Consider the following 14,394-nt stretch of genomic DNA (forward strand, 5'->3'; position numbering starts at 1 on the left):
AAAGCGGACCGCTGGTGTCGGTGGGGGCGCGTAGCGTGGTCGGCTGTGACGACTGATTCCGTCGAGAAGCAAGACCCCAGCGGCAAGGTCCTGGAGATCTACGCGGCTGCCTGGATGACCATGAACACGGGTGTCGATCAGGTCGAACACAACGTTCCGGTCCGAGGCATCAGCGGACTGGAGCGGCAGATTGACGTCTGCGGATATCGATCGGATGGCTTGGTCGTAGGCGAAGCCAAGGATCACCAGACGTCCAGGCTTTCGGTCCGCTTCGTGGACGAACTCATCGGCAAGATGCAGGACGTGGGCGCTGTCGAAGGGGTCCTGTTCGCGCCCGTTGGGTTCTCGGCCGGAGCGGAGAAGCGCGCCGCCGTCGCCAATCCCCCCATCCAGCTCGTCACGCTGCGGCACGGGCGCCATGTATCGCCCGAGACCCTCGTCGAAGTCGACTGCTCCAGCATTAGCGGCTGCCGGAGCACCGTGAGCTGGAACTATCGGGTCGTTCGAAATGAGTCGGAGACGCAGGCGGGGGTCTGTGATCGCTGCGGCTCAGTGAGCATCTGGTGCCCGGTGTGCGAGGAGGCCACGACCCACTTCGCCGGTGACCTCCGATGCGGTTGTGGGCTTACTTACGCGGTTCGAGAGGACCGTGCTGATGACAGCAGCATCGAGGTCACTCTCATACGAGAGTGGAGTCCCTGACCGCCTGAGCGCTTTCGCGAGGGGCCGGCACCAGTAGGCGCCCATCCGACTCAGGCACTCGTGCGGTCTCCTCGCGAATCCGAGCGACCTCTTCGAGGACCTGCTCGTCTCGCCAGTCGGGGTTGAGGCGACGGACCTTCTCGTACGTGGAGATCGCCCCGGCGCTGTTCAGGTCGTTGAGCTGACGCGCGGTCTCGCCCGGGTCCGGCGTAACGATGTCCGGGAACTCCACGTGCGGTTCCACGGGCTTCACAGCGGTGCCGAACACCGCGCGGTCGATCTCCAGCAGGACGCTGAAGAGGTGTGCGAGGGTGGGACGCCAGTAGCTAGCCTTGTTCGCCCGAGTGGTGAGGGACTGACGCTCCCGGGCCGCGATCTCCGTTGCCGTCGGGTTGCCGGTGCCCTCGGTCGTGACGCCGAAGGTCTGGAGGCTGTAGCCGGCGCCGAGGATGATTCGCTCGGCCAGGTCGGCACACAGAGCGCGGTGCTCCTCCGTGCGGATGCTGAACTGGACCTGCTCGATGACCGAGTTTTTGTCCTCGCCGGGTTCCAGGTTCAGGGGCGTGAACAGTTCGCGGTCGATGTCGAAGAACGCGCCCTGACCCTTGCCGAGGTTCTCCAGGACCTCCGTGCCGACCAGGAGCCGTGCCTTGCCCATGCGCAGGTCGCGCATCCAGTCGCTGTACGCCTCGTCCAGCGCGTCCATGAGCGCTTCGACACCGGAGAAGTCCGAACGGCCGAGGTTGGCGGCTGCGGGCAGGTGGCGCCACAGCTTGTTCGGCTTGAGGTTCGGGATGTACTGCGCGGTGAGCTTCGTCGTTCCGGTCGGGACGCCGTCGCCGTCGATGACGATGTCCGCGAGCCCGGCCGTCTCCGGGAAGTCGGTCAGGGCCATCTGCGTGCCCAGCTCGTTCGCCGACCCGATCCACACGGAGTGCCTGATCCAGCCGGGCTCGTGTCGTTCGAGGCGCCGCACCACGGTGTTGGCGTCCTCGCGGATCACGTTCCAGAACGTGACGGCGGACAGCCGGCCCCACTTCCACTCGGGGACGGCGATGTCGGGGGAGGCCGCCACCAGCCAGGGCTTGTCCTGGAACGCTTGGTCCCAGACCACCCGGAGGTAGACCCCTCCGAGGGCCGCCGCCATCTCCGCGGCTTCCCGCAGGACGGCGTACGCGGTGTCGTCGGCGAGCTGGTCCAGGCGCTCCTGAGTGGGAGCGTCGTCCACCGTGAGGTTCAGCGGTGCCCCGAAGAGCAGGTTGGCGCTGGTAGCCGCGATGGCTCCGGCGAGCGGCACGTGGAGCTTGGAGGGCCGCTCTCCCATCGGTGTGGGCTGACCCCAGAACCAACGTCCCAGGCGGGCCAGGAAGCCCTTTCGGCGGACGGCGGACCTGTCGTTCGGAGCGTTGAGGTACGCGTCCGTCAGGCCCTCGGGGGTCCCGGCGTACCAGGCACTCCAGATCTCCTGCTGGGCGAAGACATCGGCGAGTTCCGGGGGAGGCCATGCGGTGCCCATCTCAGACCTCCTTAGGCGGCTTGCTCGTCCTCGCGGTCTGCCTGCGAGAGCGGGATCTCGATCTCGTGGCGCCAGGTGCGCTGAGTGGTCTTCACGGCGTAGCGCAGGGCGTCCACGCCGTGGTCGTTCTGTTTGAGGGGGGCGTCCTCACCGCGCGCAGTGGCCTTGGGGTCCCACACGTAGCCGTCGATCTCCTTCAGCAGCTCCTTGCAGGAGCTATGGATGCGGAGCTTGTCGGCGGCGAAGAGCGCCATGAGGATGCGGATGCCGCTCAGAACCTTGTTGTGAGCCGGCCGGGGGCTCAGGCCGTCTTGCCGGAGCTGTGCGTGGAACGAGGCCGCAGAGGGGTCCACAGCCACCAGGCCCGGCTGTACGCCGCGTTGGCGGGTGCCCGCAGGTCTCAGGGAGCCCAGCCACTCCCGCAGGCGCTGGGATGCCTCCAGGTCGGTGATCTGACGTTGGGCCTTGCGCCCGTCGTACCGCCAGTCGGCCGCCGCGTAGAGACAGCCGTCGGTGCCGATGCCGAGGAGGACGGCGTGGGTCGGATTCGAGGTGCCGTAGTCGATGCCGAGGGCCAGCCACCGTGTGATCGGCGGCAGGATGTCCACGACGTGGCGGGAGCGGTCGAACATGTCGAAGACCGCGCCCTCTGCCGCACACCACTCGCCGAGGATGAAGCGCCTGTAGAACAGGCCCGAGTACATCTGCTGCGTCTCTTCGATGTACTCCGGCGTCAGATGGATGTTGTCGGCCAGCTCGAAGGAGAAGACCTTCATCGACCGCCGGACCTCGGGGTCGTCGATGAACTTCTCCCGGAGCCAGTGCGTCGGAGCGTCCGGGTTGGTCGTGGCGAAGATCCGGGCACCGGGGGCCCTCATGCGGGTCCGGAGCATGTCCCAGAAGGTCTCGGGGAGGAGCGTGGCCTCGTCGACGTAGGCGCCGACGCAGGTCATGCCGCGGATCTTGTTCTCGCTTTTGACGTCGTTCGCGCCGATGACGTGGACGAGGCGTCCGAAGATCCGGGCGGTGGGCGCTCCCGGGTTGTAGTCGACCTGGAGCGCCGCCTCGCCGAAGATGTCCGGGTTCATCAGCGGCAACAGGATGTTGTTGGACACGGTGTTCCGCGTCTTGCCGATCATCACCAGCTCGCCCGCCGTGGAGGCGCTCTCCACGAACATGAGCCAGGCCCACAGGGAGCCGATGGTCTTGCCGGAGGAGACCGCGCCCTCCCAGAGGTTGATCCTCCGGTTGGCCGCCGCGATGCTCAGGATCTGCTTCGGGGAGAAGCGCTCCAGCAGGAACTGGGTACTACGAGCCGTACTCGTCGGCATCGTCGCCCCCAAGCTCCCGGGCGGCCGTCGTCATGGCCTCCCCGAGCGTTCTCAGGAGCCCTTGGGCCTCTTCCCGACCGGAGTCACCGGCGAGCTTCTCAGCGGCCATCAGGGCCTGTACGGCAGCCGCGGTGAGGTCCTTGGTCTCCCGGGCCGGGGGCTCGTCAACGACTCGGGACACGAACGCTCCGACGTGGTTGAAGCCCGTCAGTCGGTATGGACCGCTGGCCCGCTCGATCTTCCGGAAGAAGTGATCCATCAGGACCTGGCGAGCACGCTGACGCTGCTCCGTCAGATCGACCTGACGGGCCTCGGTCGCTGCCCTCGTGGCCTCCCTGTCGAAGGAGAGACCGAGGCGCCTCGCGTGCTTCGTGATGGTGCCGACGGCCCAGTCCATCTGACGGGCGATCTCGTTCCTGCTGACGCCGTCAGCGTGGAGCTGACGGAGCCGCTCCTCGTCCTCTTCGGTGAAGGTCCGTGCCACGGCCAGCTCACCCCCTCGTACGCGCGGGATGACGGGTGACCGGTCACACCAACCGTGAAGCGTGCTGCCCTAGCTCCTGACAGAATCAGGGGCGTGGCAATACAAGACTTTGCGGCTTGGGTTGGCGTTCTTGTCGGCATCATCAGCGTGCTGCTGAGCATTTCCGCTGCCACTAAGGGCTTCACGCGAGCTGTTGATCGGGAGCGCGCTGCTCTCAGTGAGGAACTACTCCCACACAGTGGGGGAGCCTCGGGGCAGATCGCTGAGGAAGAGAAGGACAACGCGAAGTTCACCAAGCTGCTTGTCCGGTACTACAGCTACGGCCTGACGCAGGCACGAGCGAGTTTCTACGTCAGCTTGGCGGCGTCGATCGTCGGTGGCGGGGTGCTCGTCGTCGGCCTCTGCCTTGCGATCTTCAAAGCAGACACCAACGGTGATCAGTACGCGTCGATCGTGTCCAGCATCGTGGGGCTACTGATGGCTGCTATTGGTGCCCTGTTCCACAAGCGCGCTGATGCGGCACTTCGTCACATGGAGACGCAGAGCGCCGCTCTCCGGCAAGACATGAAGGCCGAGCGTGACGCAGGGCAGGCTGTCCAGTTGCTGGGCGAGGTGGACGACCCAGCCTTGAAGGCGCACCTCCAGGCCGCGCTGATCCTGAAGTTCTCCGCTGCGAAGCTCCCGGAACTGGGTGGACTCCTGAAGCCGGCCGCCCCGGTGGAGCCTGGTGCCAATGGAGCGGTACCGCTCCAGCATTCGCAGGACCTGGTGTCGTGACGAAGCGCTGACGGCCGTCATGACGTCTGGGAGACTGCGGAGTCCTAGCGGACGGAGGGGTACCCCATGAACTACCGCGAGCACGCGATCAAGTACGCCGAGGAGCGGGGCTGGGAGCACGTGCAGGGCACGATGACACTCGGCTCGACGCGTGTGTCCGTGGATGAGTTCCGCAAGGGCAACAAGGTTGTCGTCGCCACGTTCATGAACTTCGACGCGCTCACCGACTGGTCGGACTACTGGACCCTGGGCCACTACAACTTCGGAGACGGCCGTCACGGTCGGATCGAAGCAGTGCAGTCCGGCCAGGGGCAGAAGCAACTGAGCTTGGAGAAGGCCCTCGACGAGCCGGCCTAGTTCAGGAAGCAGAGGCCAGGTACGCGCGGTCCCGGTTCCTGACGGGCCGGGCCTTGCGGGTGGCCAGCTCGGCCCTGGCGACGTCCAGGTGACGGAAGAGCTTCTGGCCTCGGTGATCGAGGCCCTCGACTTTCAGGTGTCCTCGGCGGACCCACGAGTAGATCGTCACGATGCTGACGCCCGTCAGCCCGGCGGCTTCGCGGGCCGTCAGCCAGGTCTCGTCCTCCACTGAAGCCCTCCCGAACATGCAAAAGGCCCCGGTCTTCTCCAGAGGAGTCGGGGCCTGCATGAGGACGTACGTGTCCTGTTGATCGCGATTATGCGATCAGGACTGTTCAGGCGTCAAGCACTTGTTATGACGGCTCTGACGCGGCTTGACGATGATGCCTCGCGTGGTAGTCCCTGACCATCTTCCTGAGGTTTTCAACTCTCCGAGAAGGCGGCGGGATTGGGTCGCCACGCATGTAGGCCGACAGGACAGTGATTCCTTCAGATGCGGCCCAGCGGAGCGGGGCGCATTGAGCGGCAGGGGACTCATTCAACATCACCGCGTAAGACGCGGCGGTTGAAGCGAGAAGGAAGGTCTCCTTGACCTGTTCGCGGACTTGTTCTGCCTGGGGCATCAGCCCCACTGCCATTTCAGCCGCGTCCATGTGGTGCTCGGCGATCTTCAGCCAGGGCTGGCGAGACTCGGGGATCTCCTCGGAGTTGCACTCCATGACGTGCCTTCGCAGGGCGTACAGCTCGGAGAGTGCCTTGTCCCCAGCAGCCCTAGCGCGCTCCTCGATCCGGGCGGCCTTTTCGGCCTTCGCCTGGTGATGCTGCTGGAGCCATGCGCCCAGCAGAGCCCCTCCGGCACCCACCACAGCACCGCCGAAACCGATCAACCCCGCCAACGTTTCTGCTTCCACGGCGATCATCCTGCCGAGAGCGGTGCGGTGACAAGGCTATTCACCTCGACGCTGACGGTTGTCATGACGTGATCGCAGGACGAGGATTAGTCGCCTCACGGCTGTGCTGGACTCCCAGCTCGGCCTTGAGCTGAGTGGCTTCCTGCTCATCTTCTTGTTCGAGCCCGCGTTCCTCTTGCTCCCGCTCCAGCTCCTGGAGTCGGCTGATCATCCTCTCTCGCTTGCGCCACTCAAGTTCCGCACGGATCACTGCCTCCATGTCGCGTGCTGGAGGCGCCTTCTCGCCCTGGACGAAGGTCCCCAACTGCGCCCGGGCTTCGCTTACGAGGAGACGAGTGACGGCTTCGTGATCGGACCACCGCGTCACTCCGTCCCAGTCCCTGATCAGATCCATGGCCTTCCGTGCCTGGGTCCGTCGCTGCGCCTGCGACTTCGGCAGAAGGTTGGCGGCACCCCTTGCCCGGATCACAAGGACCTCGCGCTCCCGGTTCCACTCTGCCCTCGCTTCGCGAGTCCCGACGCCTACAAAGCTCTTGCCCGCCATCAGCTCTCTGATGGTTCCGAGAGTCTCGTACGCCGTGGTGGCAGACGCCTTGGCGAGGGACTCCTGCGACGCCTTATTGGAGGACCAACTCTGCATCCAAGCACCGGCGATGCTGGCGAGCCCACCGACCAGGGCACCCACCAATGCCGCACCGAACTCCGTCGACCAGAGCTTGTCCAAGAAGTCATGCATGCCGGTCATCATGCCGACGGGACCAACCCGCGTGGGGCTGATCCCGTCAACTGCTCAGTGCGAGACCGTTCTACGAGCCGTGGAGGCGGTCCAGGAAGGCCTCCGCGTGGGCTTGGAGGTGCTTGAAGGCGGTCTCCGGGCACTCGTGGTTCGCGGCCAGCTCGTAGAGCCGGGCCCCGTAGTGGGCCATGAATCCGCAGTACTCGCCGAACTCCAGGGCCTGCGTGCCGGTCAGCTCCTGCTCGACGACGGCCTCGTCAGCCGCGTAGGCGCTCACGACGCCTTCTGTCCCTGCTGCTGGGCGTCCTGCTGCTGAGCCGGCTGGCCCTGCTGCTGCGGGTAGTGGCCGCCCCGGGCGGGGTCGTACACGGTTTCGTGCTTGGGGTCCGGCCGGGTCCCCGGGGCGGTGCTGATGTTCTGGTTCAGTGGCATCCTGCTGGTCCTGTCTCTGTCATGGGGATGGGGGAACCGGGGCGGTTGGGATGCTTGGCGGCTGTCGGCCGCCCCGGGGCTTGAGCTACTCAGGCGGGTTCGCCTTGACCTCCTCCACGAAGGTGTGGAGGCCCTCGGGGCTCATGGCCCCGGTCTGGGCCGCCGACATGGCGGAGACGACGATCGTCTGGGCGTAGTCGGTAGCACCGTCGGTCATTGCCTGGCGGTACATCGCTGCGTAGTCCATGGGTCCTCTGCTCTCGCTGATGATCAGTTCTTCGGGGGCTGCACCACGGTGTGGTTGCTGGGGCCGCCCACTGGACGGAGGACGACGCCAGCCCCTCCCCCGAAGTCCTCTCGCTGGTACGTAGTAGCTGTAGCTGTAGCCGGTTTGACCTGCGGATCTACGTCGCTACCGGGGGTCCCGGAAGGGGCGGGGGAGGGGCTCCCCGGGATGTCCTTCCGGTGGACCCCCACGGCCACCCCGACACCCGGCACACGGACGGAGTGGCGCGTGGGGACGGCCGCGGCCTTCAGGAGCGCCTTCACGTCGGCGACCGTCCAGGAGCGCTCCGGGATCTCCTTCTGGAGCTGTGCGGCGACGGCGGAGAGGTGGACTCCCTTCCGGTCTCCGGTCAGCTCCCAGAGCAGCTCCACAAGGTCGTCGGGGTGGAGGTCAGGGGCGCCCTCCTGCTGCTCTCCCTGAGCCGGCCGCCCGGCCCTCCAGGCCGCAAGGCACCAGACGGTCACGAGGCCCCACATGGTCGCCTTGGTGGCCGTGAGGAGGCTCCAGACGATGCCCACGGGGATGGCGAGGAACAGCACTCGGACCACGAAGTCCGAGATCTTCTCCCCGGCCTTGAGCCAGTCGACGACACCCCGGGCCATGCCCCAGCCCATGGCGCTGCTCCCGCGCGCCAGGCGCTCCATGACCCGCCGGAAGGTCTTCACAGGACCACGCCCGTGATCTTGTCGCCGAGGGTGTTCGTGATCGTCACGGCGCCCACGGCCGCCACCCCGGAGAACCCGGCGGACAGGCCCAGGAAGATCCCGGCGAGGACGCCCGACATGATCTTGCCCTTGAGGAGCTTGGCGCCGGACTTCCAGATGGCCACCAAGACCACGAAGTAGATCGTCAGCATCGCGCAGCCGCCGGGCGTCAGGGCCTTGAGACCGGACCGCGTCACCTCGGGCGTCACGGAGCCCGTCGCGGCCGTCAAGGACCAGTTGCCCACCAGGGAGCCGGTGTTCAGGACGAAGGTCGCGGCGGTGCCGATGATGCCTCCGGCAGCCGTGATCGAGACCATGCCGAGTGCCATCGAGCTGAGGAGCGGGATCAAGACCTTCGGGTCTCGCCCGCCTGTCGAGGACACGGCCGGGCCCGGTCCGGGTCGACTCGCGCCGCCCCCTCCGGTCCTCCACCACTTGGTGAAGTGCCAGGCCAAGATGCCCAAGCCGAGGGTGACGGCACCGAGGGAGACCGTCGCAGTGGTCACAGAGTTCATGCGGGGCTCCCGGTCATGATGCGGACGAGGGTCGAGAAGACGGGCAGGGCTCCGAAGGCCCCGAACGTCGCGGTCCAGACGAGGACCCGGGTCCACCAGGCCCCCCGGCGCCTGTCGAGCCAGTACGTGGCCACGAAGGCCGCCCCGGCCATGACCCAGGCGCCTTCGATGCTCTGGTCCTGGTGGAGGTCCCGGAGGGCTGCCGCCCACCAGGGGGCCGTCACGACGGCGAGAGCCATGCACTTGGCGTTCCGGGTGGGCTGGAGCCAGGCGAAGTTCCAGCGGGACTCGGCCGGCTCAGGGAGCTGGACCGTCGGCTGGACGAAGTGGACGTGGACCTCGGGCTGGATGAGGGTCGGCTCGGGCGGGGGAAGCTTCTCGGTCTTGTCGTCGTCGGTCATGGCGCCTCCAGGGCGGGTGGGCGCGTGTGCTCAAGCCGTGGGCGAGCACTGCCGCCAGTGGTCGTGTGGGGCCGCTCAGGCGGCCATGGAGTCCGGGAGGTTCTGGAGGTCCGGCTCGGCCGCCTCGACCCTCTTCCGGCTCTCACGGGCTGTGCCCTCGGAGCAGGGGAGTCCTGCGTCTCGGAGGCCCGCGACCATGTGACGGGTCAGCGGGCGGGCGCCGAGGACGTCGTACAAGCCCCGGACCACCGCGTCGATCTGCTCGCGCTGGGTCGGCGGCTCCGAGGGCTCCGTGACGGGTTCAGGCTCGGGCGTCATGACGGGCTCATCCACAGGGCTGTGGACGGCCTCCTGGGGCTCCTCGACGACCTCCGGCTCCTCGGGCTCCACCGGGGCCGTGACGGGGGCGCTGACGGGCTCCGGGGTAGCCGTCACGGCGGGCTGGCGCGAGAGGAGGAAGTCGTGCACCTGGCGCATCAGGACGCCGAAGGCGAGCAGGGCTGCCACGGGCGGGACGGCGGCCGTCACGTAGTCGAGCGGGTCATCACTGACGCCCACCCCGGCAACGTTCAGGGCGATCGAGCCGATTGAGCCGGCCGCCGTCAGGGAGATGGCCCACCAGTCCACCCGGTGCATCAGGGAGGCCCGGAGGATTAGCAGCTCGCCGACACCGATGAAGGAGTCCACCGTGGCGGGCCATGCCCAGGCGCGCTCCCCACGGAGCCGGTGGTCGGAGGCGAGGTCGTGGAGCCCCTCGTACGAGAGCCAGAAGCTCACGGCGGTCAGGGCGGTGGTCAGGACGGCGGCACCGACGGCCAGCCAGACCTGGGCGCCCCAGCGGGCGCGTAACGTCTTCTGCCCGTCCCGGCCCGAGGGCAGGACGGTACGGTTCTTCTCAGCCACGGCGAAGCTCATCCCTTTGCTGTGGTGAGGAGGCCGGGCTCTTGCTTGGCGGCTAGCCCGGCCTCCGCTGCGGTTTTCGGTTATCTGCGTAACACATTAGCGTCAAGGCCCGTCAGCCCGTCAGGGGTTGACGGCGTGCCGGGCGTCACGCGCCTGGGTCTTCACCAGATCCTCGTAGTCCCGCGAGTCGAGCCGGACGCTCGGGCAGAGCGCGCACTCGGCCGCCCAGTCCCCCGGGAAGTGCCTGACCAGCGTCAGGCCATCGCATGACGGGCACGTGACACCCCGGAGCAGCTCCCTCCTCGGCTGGGTCATCGTGATGCGCTGAGCCGTCCTGACCAGGCCCCGGATCTCCTCGTCGAAGTCGGCCGCCCAGGACTGCTCGCAGATCCACGAGAGGTGGGCCGTCAGCAGCCGGATCATGGCCGTCAGGTCGCGCCGGATGGGCGTCAGGCCCCGCTCGTAGACCACGGCCTCGCACCACCCCGCGAGGACCTCCAGGAAGGGCGCGGCGCCCTCCTGGTCGCGGGCGTCAGTGACGCTCTGACGGCTGGCGGGACCGAGGAGGTTCAGGACCCTCTCGTCCCCCGGGAGAGGGGCGTGAATGCGCTTCGGGGACCTTCCGTCCCCGCCCCCGCCCTGGGCCCGCTGACGGCTCAGCGTCAGGAGGACGAACTGCTCCGGGAGTGCTGCGAGGGCACCGCGGATTCGACTCGCGCACCGGACGCACGTCCTGTCCCCCTGCGGCTCTCCGCAGACGTGGCACTCGTAGATGTTCACGAGGTCACTCCCATCTCGATCAAGCGGAGCCGGGTGGCGTACTCGCCCCGCGTGGTCCCGTCAGGGATCGCGGGGGCCATCTCGAAGAGGTGCTTCACGGCGGCCGGCTCACCCCCGGCAAGGCCGAGGAGCACCCCGAGGGACATCAGCTCCTCGGGGTGCTCGCTCAGGGCGTCCGCCACGGCGGTCAGGTCGGTCATGCCGCTTCGAGGTCCTCGCCGGTGACGGCCTCCACCACGGCGCTCATCAGGATCTCGGAGGCCGGAGGGGTCACCGCGTTGCCCAAGAGCCTCGTCCCCTCGCGCTTGTTGCCGAGGATCTCGTGGTCCGGGTCGAAGCTCATGGCCCTGGCGATCTCCGGGACCTGGAGCATCCGCAGCGTGCAGTCCTCCACGCGCGCCTGCTGCTCCACGAGGGCGAAGCGGTCGACGGTGCTCAGCGCCCCGAGCGGGACGTCCACGGGCTTGGCCCGACCGGAGCTGTAGTAGGGCACCACTAAGGCGTGGTGGAACCCTCCGGCCGTCACGGTGGCCAGCGGGTCCGACAGGGGCCTGTGCTTGCTGTTCCCGCCCCGAAGCTCCGCGACGAACGCCGGGGTGAAGAGCACGGCGCTCTCCCGGCGGGTCGTCTGGGTCCTGCCGGGCTCGTCCAGCGGCTTGGCGAGCTTCCCGTCCCTGCCCTCGGTCGGGACCATGAGCGGCCGAGAGTAGCGCTGGAGGCCGTCCTCGATCCGCTTGAGAGTCTTGGCGGCCAGCGGCCTGGCCCTGTCACCGATGCGCTGTCCCGGGTTGGACCAGTCGACGGCCGTGGACGCCGGGAGGGCCTTGGGCTCCACCACGAGGGCGCAGCCGGGCTCCGGGCACACGAAGTAATACTGGGCGCGGAAGCGGCCCCAGGGCTCGCCCTTCTTCTTGAAAAACTGGCGGCCCCGCACGGTGCCGTGCTCGGAGCAGGTGGCGAACGGCCTGGTCCACTTCTCCACGTCGATCTTCCGGCCGACGCTGTTGTGGACGTACAGGAAGTACACGCGGTCACGGCTCTGTGGGCTCCACAGAGCCCTCCTGGCATGCGCGTGAGCACTGTTGAGGAAGACCGGGATCAGGTCGTACCCGAGGACCTCCATGGCCTTCCGCCAGGCCGGGAAGAGCACCCAGCGGCAGACGTCCACGACGTTCTCGGTGACGCCTCCGAGGACCGGACGACCCCGGAGGATCATCGCCTCCAAGTAGCGCGGAACGTCCCACATGGTCGCCCTGGAGCGAGCCCCTGCCTCCAGGGGCAGCGTGTTGCCCTCATCGTCCGGGACGCGGTCCTCCTGGGCCTGCTTCCGACCCTTTGCGATGCTGTGGTTCGTGCATTCCGGGCTGCTCCACAGCAGGTCAACCCGGGGGTACTGCCGGAAGTCGACCTGGCTGAGGTCGGCCAAGCGGTGGTCGGCCTTCGGGAAATGGCGCTCGTGGGTCTGGACGGCCAGAGCCCAGTGATTGCAGGCGAGCCGCAGCTCCACCCCGGGGACCTTGGTCATCCCCGAGGAGGAGCCGCCACCACCGGCGAAGAAGTCGGCAGCGGTCAGGGTCACCGGGCGCTCCGCATCTGGCGGACGACCGCGATGATCAGGCCGAGGACGATGCCCGCGGCGATGGCGTGGAGGACGAGGTTCGTCAGCATCAGGCGTGCACCGCCTTGAAGCGCGCCTCGACGTCGGAGCGGTGGTACAGCAGGTCGGGCAGGAAGCCGCCGACGGCCTCGTCCAGCAGCTCGATCTCCACGGCCGGGATGACCGGGTGGGGGACCGGGCCGTCGTCGCCGTAGTCGCCCAGGAGCGTGGCCGCCTGCATGGCGGTGATCAGGGCCTCCCCGCACGGACGGCCGTTGCCATGGTCGGCGTGGCACTGCCACAGCTCCCACGTGGTGGCGGTGCCGATGTGGATGAGCCGGCCGTCACCGTGGTTCAGGTTCATGACGCGGTCGTTGATCCACGCGTCCTCGGCGATCTCCTCCAAGCGGTTCTTGATCAAGTCGTTCAAGGAGATGGTCGGGCGCGTCATCGGTCCTGCTCCTGCTGCTCGTTGAAGTGGGTGACGGAGGCCCAGAACGCCTCCAGGGCTGCGGTCTTGGCGTCGCCGTGCAACTCCTCCAGGGAGCCGTTCGGCTGGCGCTCGAAGACCCGCAGGGGCCTCGTGGCGATGGCCTCGATCACGCCGCCCTCGTGGACGCGGACCTCCTCGATCCGCTCCGGGCCGCTGGCGACGATCAGGCCCTCCAGGGCGGTCATGACGCCTCCCCGGCCAGCCAGACGCGGGAGACCTGCCGGGCCAAGCCCTTGGTGGCCAGGAGCTTCACGGCCCGGGACACGGTCTCGGGGTCCATGGAGAGAGCCCGAGCCATGGGCTTCATCTCCTGGGGGTCGGCCGCGACCTTCAGGTACATCCAGACGACCTTGGAGCTATGCGAGAGCCCCTCGGTCGTCAGGACCTCGTGGATCTCGGTGTTGCCGACCTGCTCGGCCTTCAGACGCGTCATCACGCCCCCCGCCGCACGGTGATCTCGTAGCCGTCGATGACCGTGGTCTCCGTTACGGCCGGCTCGGCCTCCGCGGCCTCCTGCGCCAACCTCCGGCGGATCGCCTCTCGGCCCTTCGGGGTGACCTTGAGGGTCACGTGCCAGCAGTTCTCGCGGGTGCGGTGCGGGATCTCCAGCTCCGACAGGGAGAAGTGCTCGCTCTTGTCCGCGTACGGGATGTACTGGAGCGCTCCGCAGTCCGCGGTGCGGACGTAGATCCAGTTCCACGCCAACAGCCGCTGACGGAGCCACCCCTGCGGGACCTTCAGCTCCTTGGCGATGAGGTTGAGGATGTGGTCCGAGCCGTTCTCGATCAGGCGGTCGTGGGCCTCGGCCTTCGGGGCCGCGATGGCCAGGGCGGCGTTCGCCTGCTCCAGCGCCCGGGCCTGCGCGGCGGCCAGCTCCAGTGCGTCCGCGAACGAGGTCGGGATCTGGGGAGTGCTGGCCTGTCCGGCCTCGACGTCCAGGAGGTACGTGCGGACCTGCCTGGCGACCTCGGAGTCCCGCAGGAGCTGGCCGACGTTGAGGACGGCCTTGCGGTTGAAGACCGCGACTGATCGGGCCATCGGGCTGAGCCCCAGATTTGCGGCCCCGCCGAAAGGGGCCGCAAATTCGGTCAGATCAGCGCCCCGGAGGACGCGGTACCCGTTGGACTCCAGCTCCTGCCGGTTCACCTCGACGACGCTCTCGACCGTCTTGACGGGGACCTGGAAGTACACGGCCACCATCCCGGTGGTCACATGGAAGCCGTCCGGCAGCGTCGCCAGGACCTTGACCTTGTCGAGCACGTCGGTCCGCTCGATGGTCTGCTGACGCATCGTGCGAGATTCGGTGAGGACCAGCTCGTTCGTGGGGCCGCGCTGCATTGGCGGTATCCCTTCGACTCACAGCGCACGGAGACCATCCCCGTGCAGGGGGTCTCCGGAGGAGTCGATGCCAATTGGCCGCAATCGCTTGGTGCGACGTCCCTATATTACCAGCTCTGAATCGTGCTGGG

At 67.7% G+C, this 14,394-nt stretch carries 23 protein-coding genes; 3 read left to right on the forward strand and 20 right to left on the reverse strand.

Going from position 1 to position 14,394, the window contains the following annotated elements; translation table 11 throughout:
* The first annotated feature begins 45 nt into the window (after positions 1 to 45).
* The gene (locus tag ACFV3E_RS05880) at positions 46 to 702 is read left to right on the forward strand and encodes a hypothetical protein (protein ID WP_500533565.1); all 657 of its coding nucleotides are present in this window, start codon (positions 46 to 48) and stop codon (positions 700 to 702) included.
* Here ACFV3E_RS05880 and ACFV3E_RS05885 read toward each other — a convergent pair.
* From ACFV3E_RS05885 to ACFV3E_RS05895, 3 genes are read right to left on the reverse strand one after another with little or no spacing between them, the layout of a single operon-like run.
* On the reverse strand, positions 680 to 2,218 hold the full coding sequence (locus ACFV3E_RS05885) for a phage portal protein (RefSeq protein ID WP_500533566.1): 1,539 nt from the start codon (positions 2,216 to 2,218) through the stop codon (positions 680 to 682). The genes ACFV3E_RS05880 and ACFV3E_RS05885 overlap by 23 nt on opposite strands.
* A gap of 11 nt (positions 2,219 to 2,229) precedes the next feature.
* Positions 2,230 to 3,549, reverse strand: a complete 1,320-nt coding sequence (locus tag ACFV3E_RS05890; RefSeq protein ID WP_500533567.1) for a PBSX family phage terminase large subunit — start codon at positions 3,547 to 3,549, stop codon at positions 2,230 to 2,232.
* Positions 3,527 to 4,033: a hypothetical protein gene (locus ACFV3E_RS05895; protein WP_500533569.1), complete on the reverse strand. Its 507-nt coding sequence runs from the start codon at positions 4,031 to 4,033 to the stop codon at positions 3,527 to 3,529. Before ACFV3E_RS05895 ends, ACFV3E_RS05890 begins: the two co-directional genes overlap by 23 nt.
* Positions 4,034 to 4,126: 93 nt before the next feature.
* On the opposite strand from ACFV3E_RS05895, the gene ACFV3E_RS05900 reads away from it, so the two are divergent.
* Positions 4,127 to 4,810: a TRADD-N-associated membrane domain-containing protein gene (locus ACFV3E_RS05900; RefSeq protein ID WP_500533570.1), complete on the forward strand. Its 684-nt coding sequence runs from the start codon at positions 4,127 to 4,129 to the stop codon at positions 4,808 to 4,810.
* Positions 4,811 to 4,876: 66 nt separating this feature from the next.
* Positions 4,877 to 5,167 (forward strand): hypothetical protein, encoded by a 291-nt coding sequence (locus ACFV3E_RS05905; protein WP_500533571.1) that lies wholly within the window; start codon positions 4,877 to 4,879, stop codon positions 5,165 to 5,167.
* A 1-nt stretch (position 5,168) separates the two neighbouring features.
* On the opposite strand, the gene ACFV3E_RS05910 is transcribed toward ACFV3E_RS05905, so the two are convergent.
* The 17 genes from ACFV3E_RS05910 to ACFV3E_RS05990 form a co-directional block, all read right to left on the reverse strand.
* Positions 5,169 to 5,396 carry a helix-turn-helix domain-containing protein gene (locus tag ACFV3E_RS05910; protein ID WP_500533572.1) on the reverse strand — a complete coding sequence of 76 codons (228 nt, stop codon included), beginning with the start codon at positions 5,394 to 5,396 and terminating at the stop codon, positions 5,169 to 5,171.
* Between the two features lie 124 nt (positions 5,397 to 5,520).
* A complete protein-coding gene (locus tag ACFV3E_RS05915; RefSeq protein ID WP_500533573.1) occupies positions 5,521 to 6,078 on the reverse strand; it encodes a hypothetical protein in 558 nt (185 codons plus the stop codon).
* 61 nt (positions 6,079 to 6,139) lie between these two features.
* Entirely contained in the window at positions 6,140 to 6,814 is a 675-nt protein-coding gene (locus tag ACFV3E_RS05920; protein ID WP_500533574.1) for a hypothetical protein, read from the reverse strand.
* Between the two features lie 70 nt (positions 6,815 to 6,884).
* Positions 6,885 to 7,091 carry a hypothetical protein gene (locus ACFV3E_RS05925; protein WP_500533575.1) on the reverse strand — a complete coding sequence of 69 codons (207 nt, stop codon included), beginning with the start codon at positions 7,089 to 7,091 and terminating at the stop codon, positions 6,885 to 6,887.
* Positions 7,088 to 7,246: a hypothetical protein gene (locus ACFV3E_RS05930; RefSeq protein ID WP_500533576.1), complete on the reverse strand. Its 159-nt coding sequence runs from the start codon at positions 7,244 to 7,246 to the stop codon at positions 7,088 to 7,090. Before ACFV3E_RS05930 ends, ACFV3E_RS05925 begins: the two co-directional genes overlap by 4 nt.
* Positions 7,247 to 7,331: 85 nt before the next feature.
* Positions 7,332 to 7,463, reverse strand: coding sequence for a hypothetical protein (locus tag ACFV3E_RS05935; protein WP_500533577.1), 132 nt, complete (start codon positions 7,461 to 7,463; stop codon positions 7,332 to 7,334).
* A gap of 53 nt (positions 7,464 to 7,516) precedes the next feature.
* Complete coding sequence (locus ACFV3E_RS05940) at positions 7,517 to 8,197, reverse strand: hypothetical protein (RefSeq protein ID WP_500533578.1); 681 nt, start codon at positions 8,195 to 8,197, stop codon at positions 7,517 to 7,519.
* A complete protein-coding gene (locus ACFV3E_RS05945; RefSeq protein WP_500533579.1) occupies positions 8,194 to 8,751 on the reverse strand; it encodes a hypothetical protein in 558 nt (185 codons plus the stop codon). The genes ACFV3E_RS05940 and ACFV3E_RS05945 overlap by 4 nt, the downstream gene beginning before the upstream one ends.
* Complete coding sequence (locus ACFV3E_RS05950) at positions 8,748 to 9,152, reverse strand: hypothetical protein (protein WP_500533580.1); 405 nt, start codon at positions 9,150 to 9,152, stop codon at positions 8,748 to 8,750. Before ACFV3E_RS05950 ends, ACFV3E_RS05945 begins: the two co-directional genes overlap by 4 nt.
* Before the next feature lie 75 nt (positions 9,153 to 9,227).
* Positions 9,228 to 10,055 (reverse strand): DUF2637 domain-containing protein, encoded by an 828-nt coding sequence (locus ACFV3E_RS05955; protein WP_500533581.1) that lies wholly within the window; start codon positions 10,053 to 10,055, stop codon positions 9,228 to 9,230.
* Between the two features lie 120 nt (positions 10,056 to 10,175).
* Complete coding sequence (locus ACFV3E_RS05960) at positions 10,176 to 10,835, reverse strand: hypothetical protein (protein WP_500533582.1); 660 nt, start codon at positions 10,833 to 10,835, stop codon at positions 10,176 to 10,178.
* The gene (locus ACFV3E_RS05965; protein WP_500533583.1) at positions 10,832 to 11,035 is read right to left on the reverse strand and encodes a hypothetical protein; all 204 of its coding nucleotides are present in this window, start codon (positions 11,033 to 11,035) and stop codon (positions 10,832 to 10,834) included. The genes ACFV3E_RS05960 and ACFV3E_RS05965 overlap by 4 nt, the downstream gene beginning before the upstream one ends.
* The gene (locus tag ACFV3E_RS05970) at positions 11,032 to 12,414 is read right to left on the reverse strand and encodes a DNA cytosine methyltransferase (protein ID WP_500533584.1); all 1,383 of its coding nucleotides are present in this window, start codon (positions 12,412 to 12,414) and stop codon (positions 11,032 to 11,034) included. Before ACFV3E_RS05970 ends, ACFV3E_RS05965 begins: the two co-directional genes overlap by 4 nt.
* A gap of 88 nt (positions 12,415 to 12,502) precedes the next feature.
* Positions 12,503 to 12,883: a hypothetical protein gene (locus ACFV3E_RS05975; RefSeq protein WP_500533585.1), complete on the reverse strand. Its 381-nt coding sequence runs from the start codon at positions 12,881 to 12,883 to the stop codon at positions 12,503 to 12,505.
* Positions 12,880 to 13,110, reverse strand: a complete 231-nt coding sequence (locus ACFV3E_RS05980; RefSeq protein ID WP_500533587.1) for a hypothetical protein — start codon at positions 13,108 to 13,110, stop codon at positions 12,880 to 12,882. Before ACFV3E_RS05980 ends, ACFV3E_RS05975 begins: the two co-directional genes overlap by 4 nt.
* Positions 13,107 to 13,358, reverse strand: a complete 252-nt coding sequence (locus tag ACFV3E_RS05985) for a hypothetical protein (RefSeq protein ID WP_500533589.1) — start codon at positions 13,356 to 13,358, stop codon at positions 13,107 to 13,109. The genes ACFV3E_RS05980 and ACFV3E_RS05985 overlap by 4 nt, the downstream gene beginning before the upstream one ends.
* Entirely contained in the window at positions 13,358 to 14,215 is an 858-nt protein-coding gene (locus tag ACFV3E_RS05990) for a phage antirepressor KilAC domain-containing protein (RefSeq protein WP_500533591.1), read from the reverse strand. Before ACFV3E_RS05990 ends, ACFV3E_RS05985 begins: the two co-directional genes overlap by 1 nt.
* Positions 14,216 to 14,394: the final 179 nt, after the last annotated feature.

Origin of the sequence: Streptomyces sp. NPDC059718, assembly GCF_042733315.1 — a bacterium.
GTDB lineage: Bacteria > Actinomycetota > Actinomycetes > Streptomycetales > Streptomycetaceae > Actinacidiphila.

What these genes read in the sequence shown, in the direction of transcription:
- ACFV3E_RS05905 (WP_500533571.1), top strand. Translation starts at nt 4,877, where the DNA reads ATGAACTACCGCGAGCACGCGATCAAGTACGCCGAGGAGCGGGGCTGG.
- ACFV3E_RS05920 (WP_500533574.1), bottom strand. Translation starts at nt 6,814, where the DNA reads ATGCATGACTTCTTGGACAAGCTCTGGTCGACGGAGTTCGGTGCGGCA.
- ACFV3E_RS05985 (WP_500533589.1), bottom strand. Translation starts at nt 13,358, where the DNA reads ATGACGCGTCTGAAGGCCGAGCAGGTCGGCAACACCGAGATCCACGAG.
- ACFV3E_RS05935 (WP_500533577.1), bottom strand. Translation starts at nt 7,463, where the DNA reads ATGACCGACGGTGCTACCGACTACGCCCAGACGATCGTCGTCTCCGCC.
- ACFV3E_RS05980 (WP_500533587.1), bottom strand. Translation starts at nt 13,110, where the DNA reads ATGACCGCCCTGGAGGGCCTGATCGTCGCCAGCGGCCCGGAGCGGATC.
- ACFV3E_RS05950 (WP_500533580.1), bottom strand. Translation starts at nt 9,152, where the DNA reads ATGACCGACGACGACAAGACCGAGAAGCTTCCCCCGCCCGAGCCGACC.
- ACFV3E_RS05890 (WP_500533567.1), bottom strand. Translation starts at nt 3,549, where the DNA reads ATGCCGACGAGTACGGCTCGTAGTACCCAGTTCCTGCTGGAGCGCTTC.
- ACFV3E_RS05975 (WP_500533585.1), bottom strand. Translation starts at nt 12,883, where the DNA reads ATGACGCGCCCGACCATCTCCTTGAACGACTTGATCAAGAACCGCTTG.
- ACFV3E_RS05885 (WP_500533566.1), bottom strand. Translation starts at nt 2,218, where the DNA reads ATGGGCACCGCATGGCCTCCCCCGGAACTCGCCGATGTCTTCGCCCAG.
- ACFV3E_RS05965 (WP_500533583.1), bottom strand. Translation starts at nt 11,035, where the DNA reads ATGACCGACCTGACCGCCGTGGCGGACGCCCTGAGCGAGCACCCCGAG.
- ACFV3E_RS05945 (WP_500533579.1), bottom strand. Translation starts at nt 8,751, where the DNA reads ATGAACTCTGTGACCACTGCGACGGTCTCCCTCGGTGCCGTCACCCTC.
- ACFV3E_RS05990 (WP_500533591.1), bottom strand. Translation starts at nt 14,215, where the DNA reads ATGCGTCAGCAGACCATCGAGCGGACCGACGTGCTCGACAAGGTCAAG.
- ACFV3E_RS05930 (WP_500533576.1), bottom strand. Translation starts at nt 7,246, where the DNA reads ATGCCACTGAACCAGAACATCAGCACCGCCCCGGGGACCCGGCCGGAC.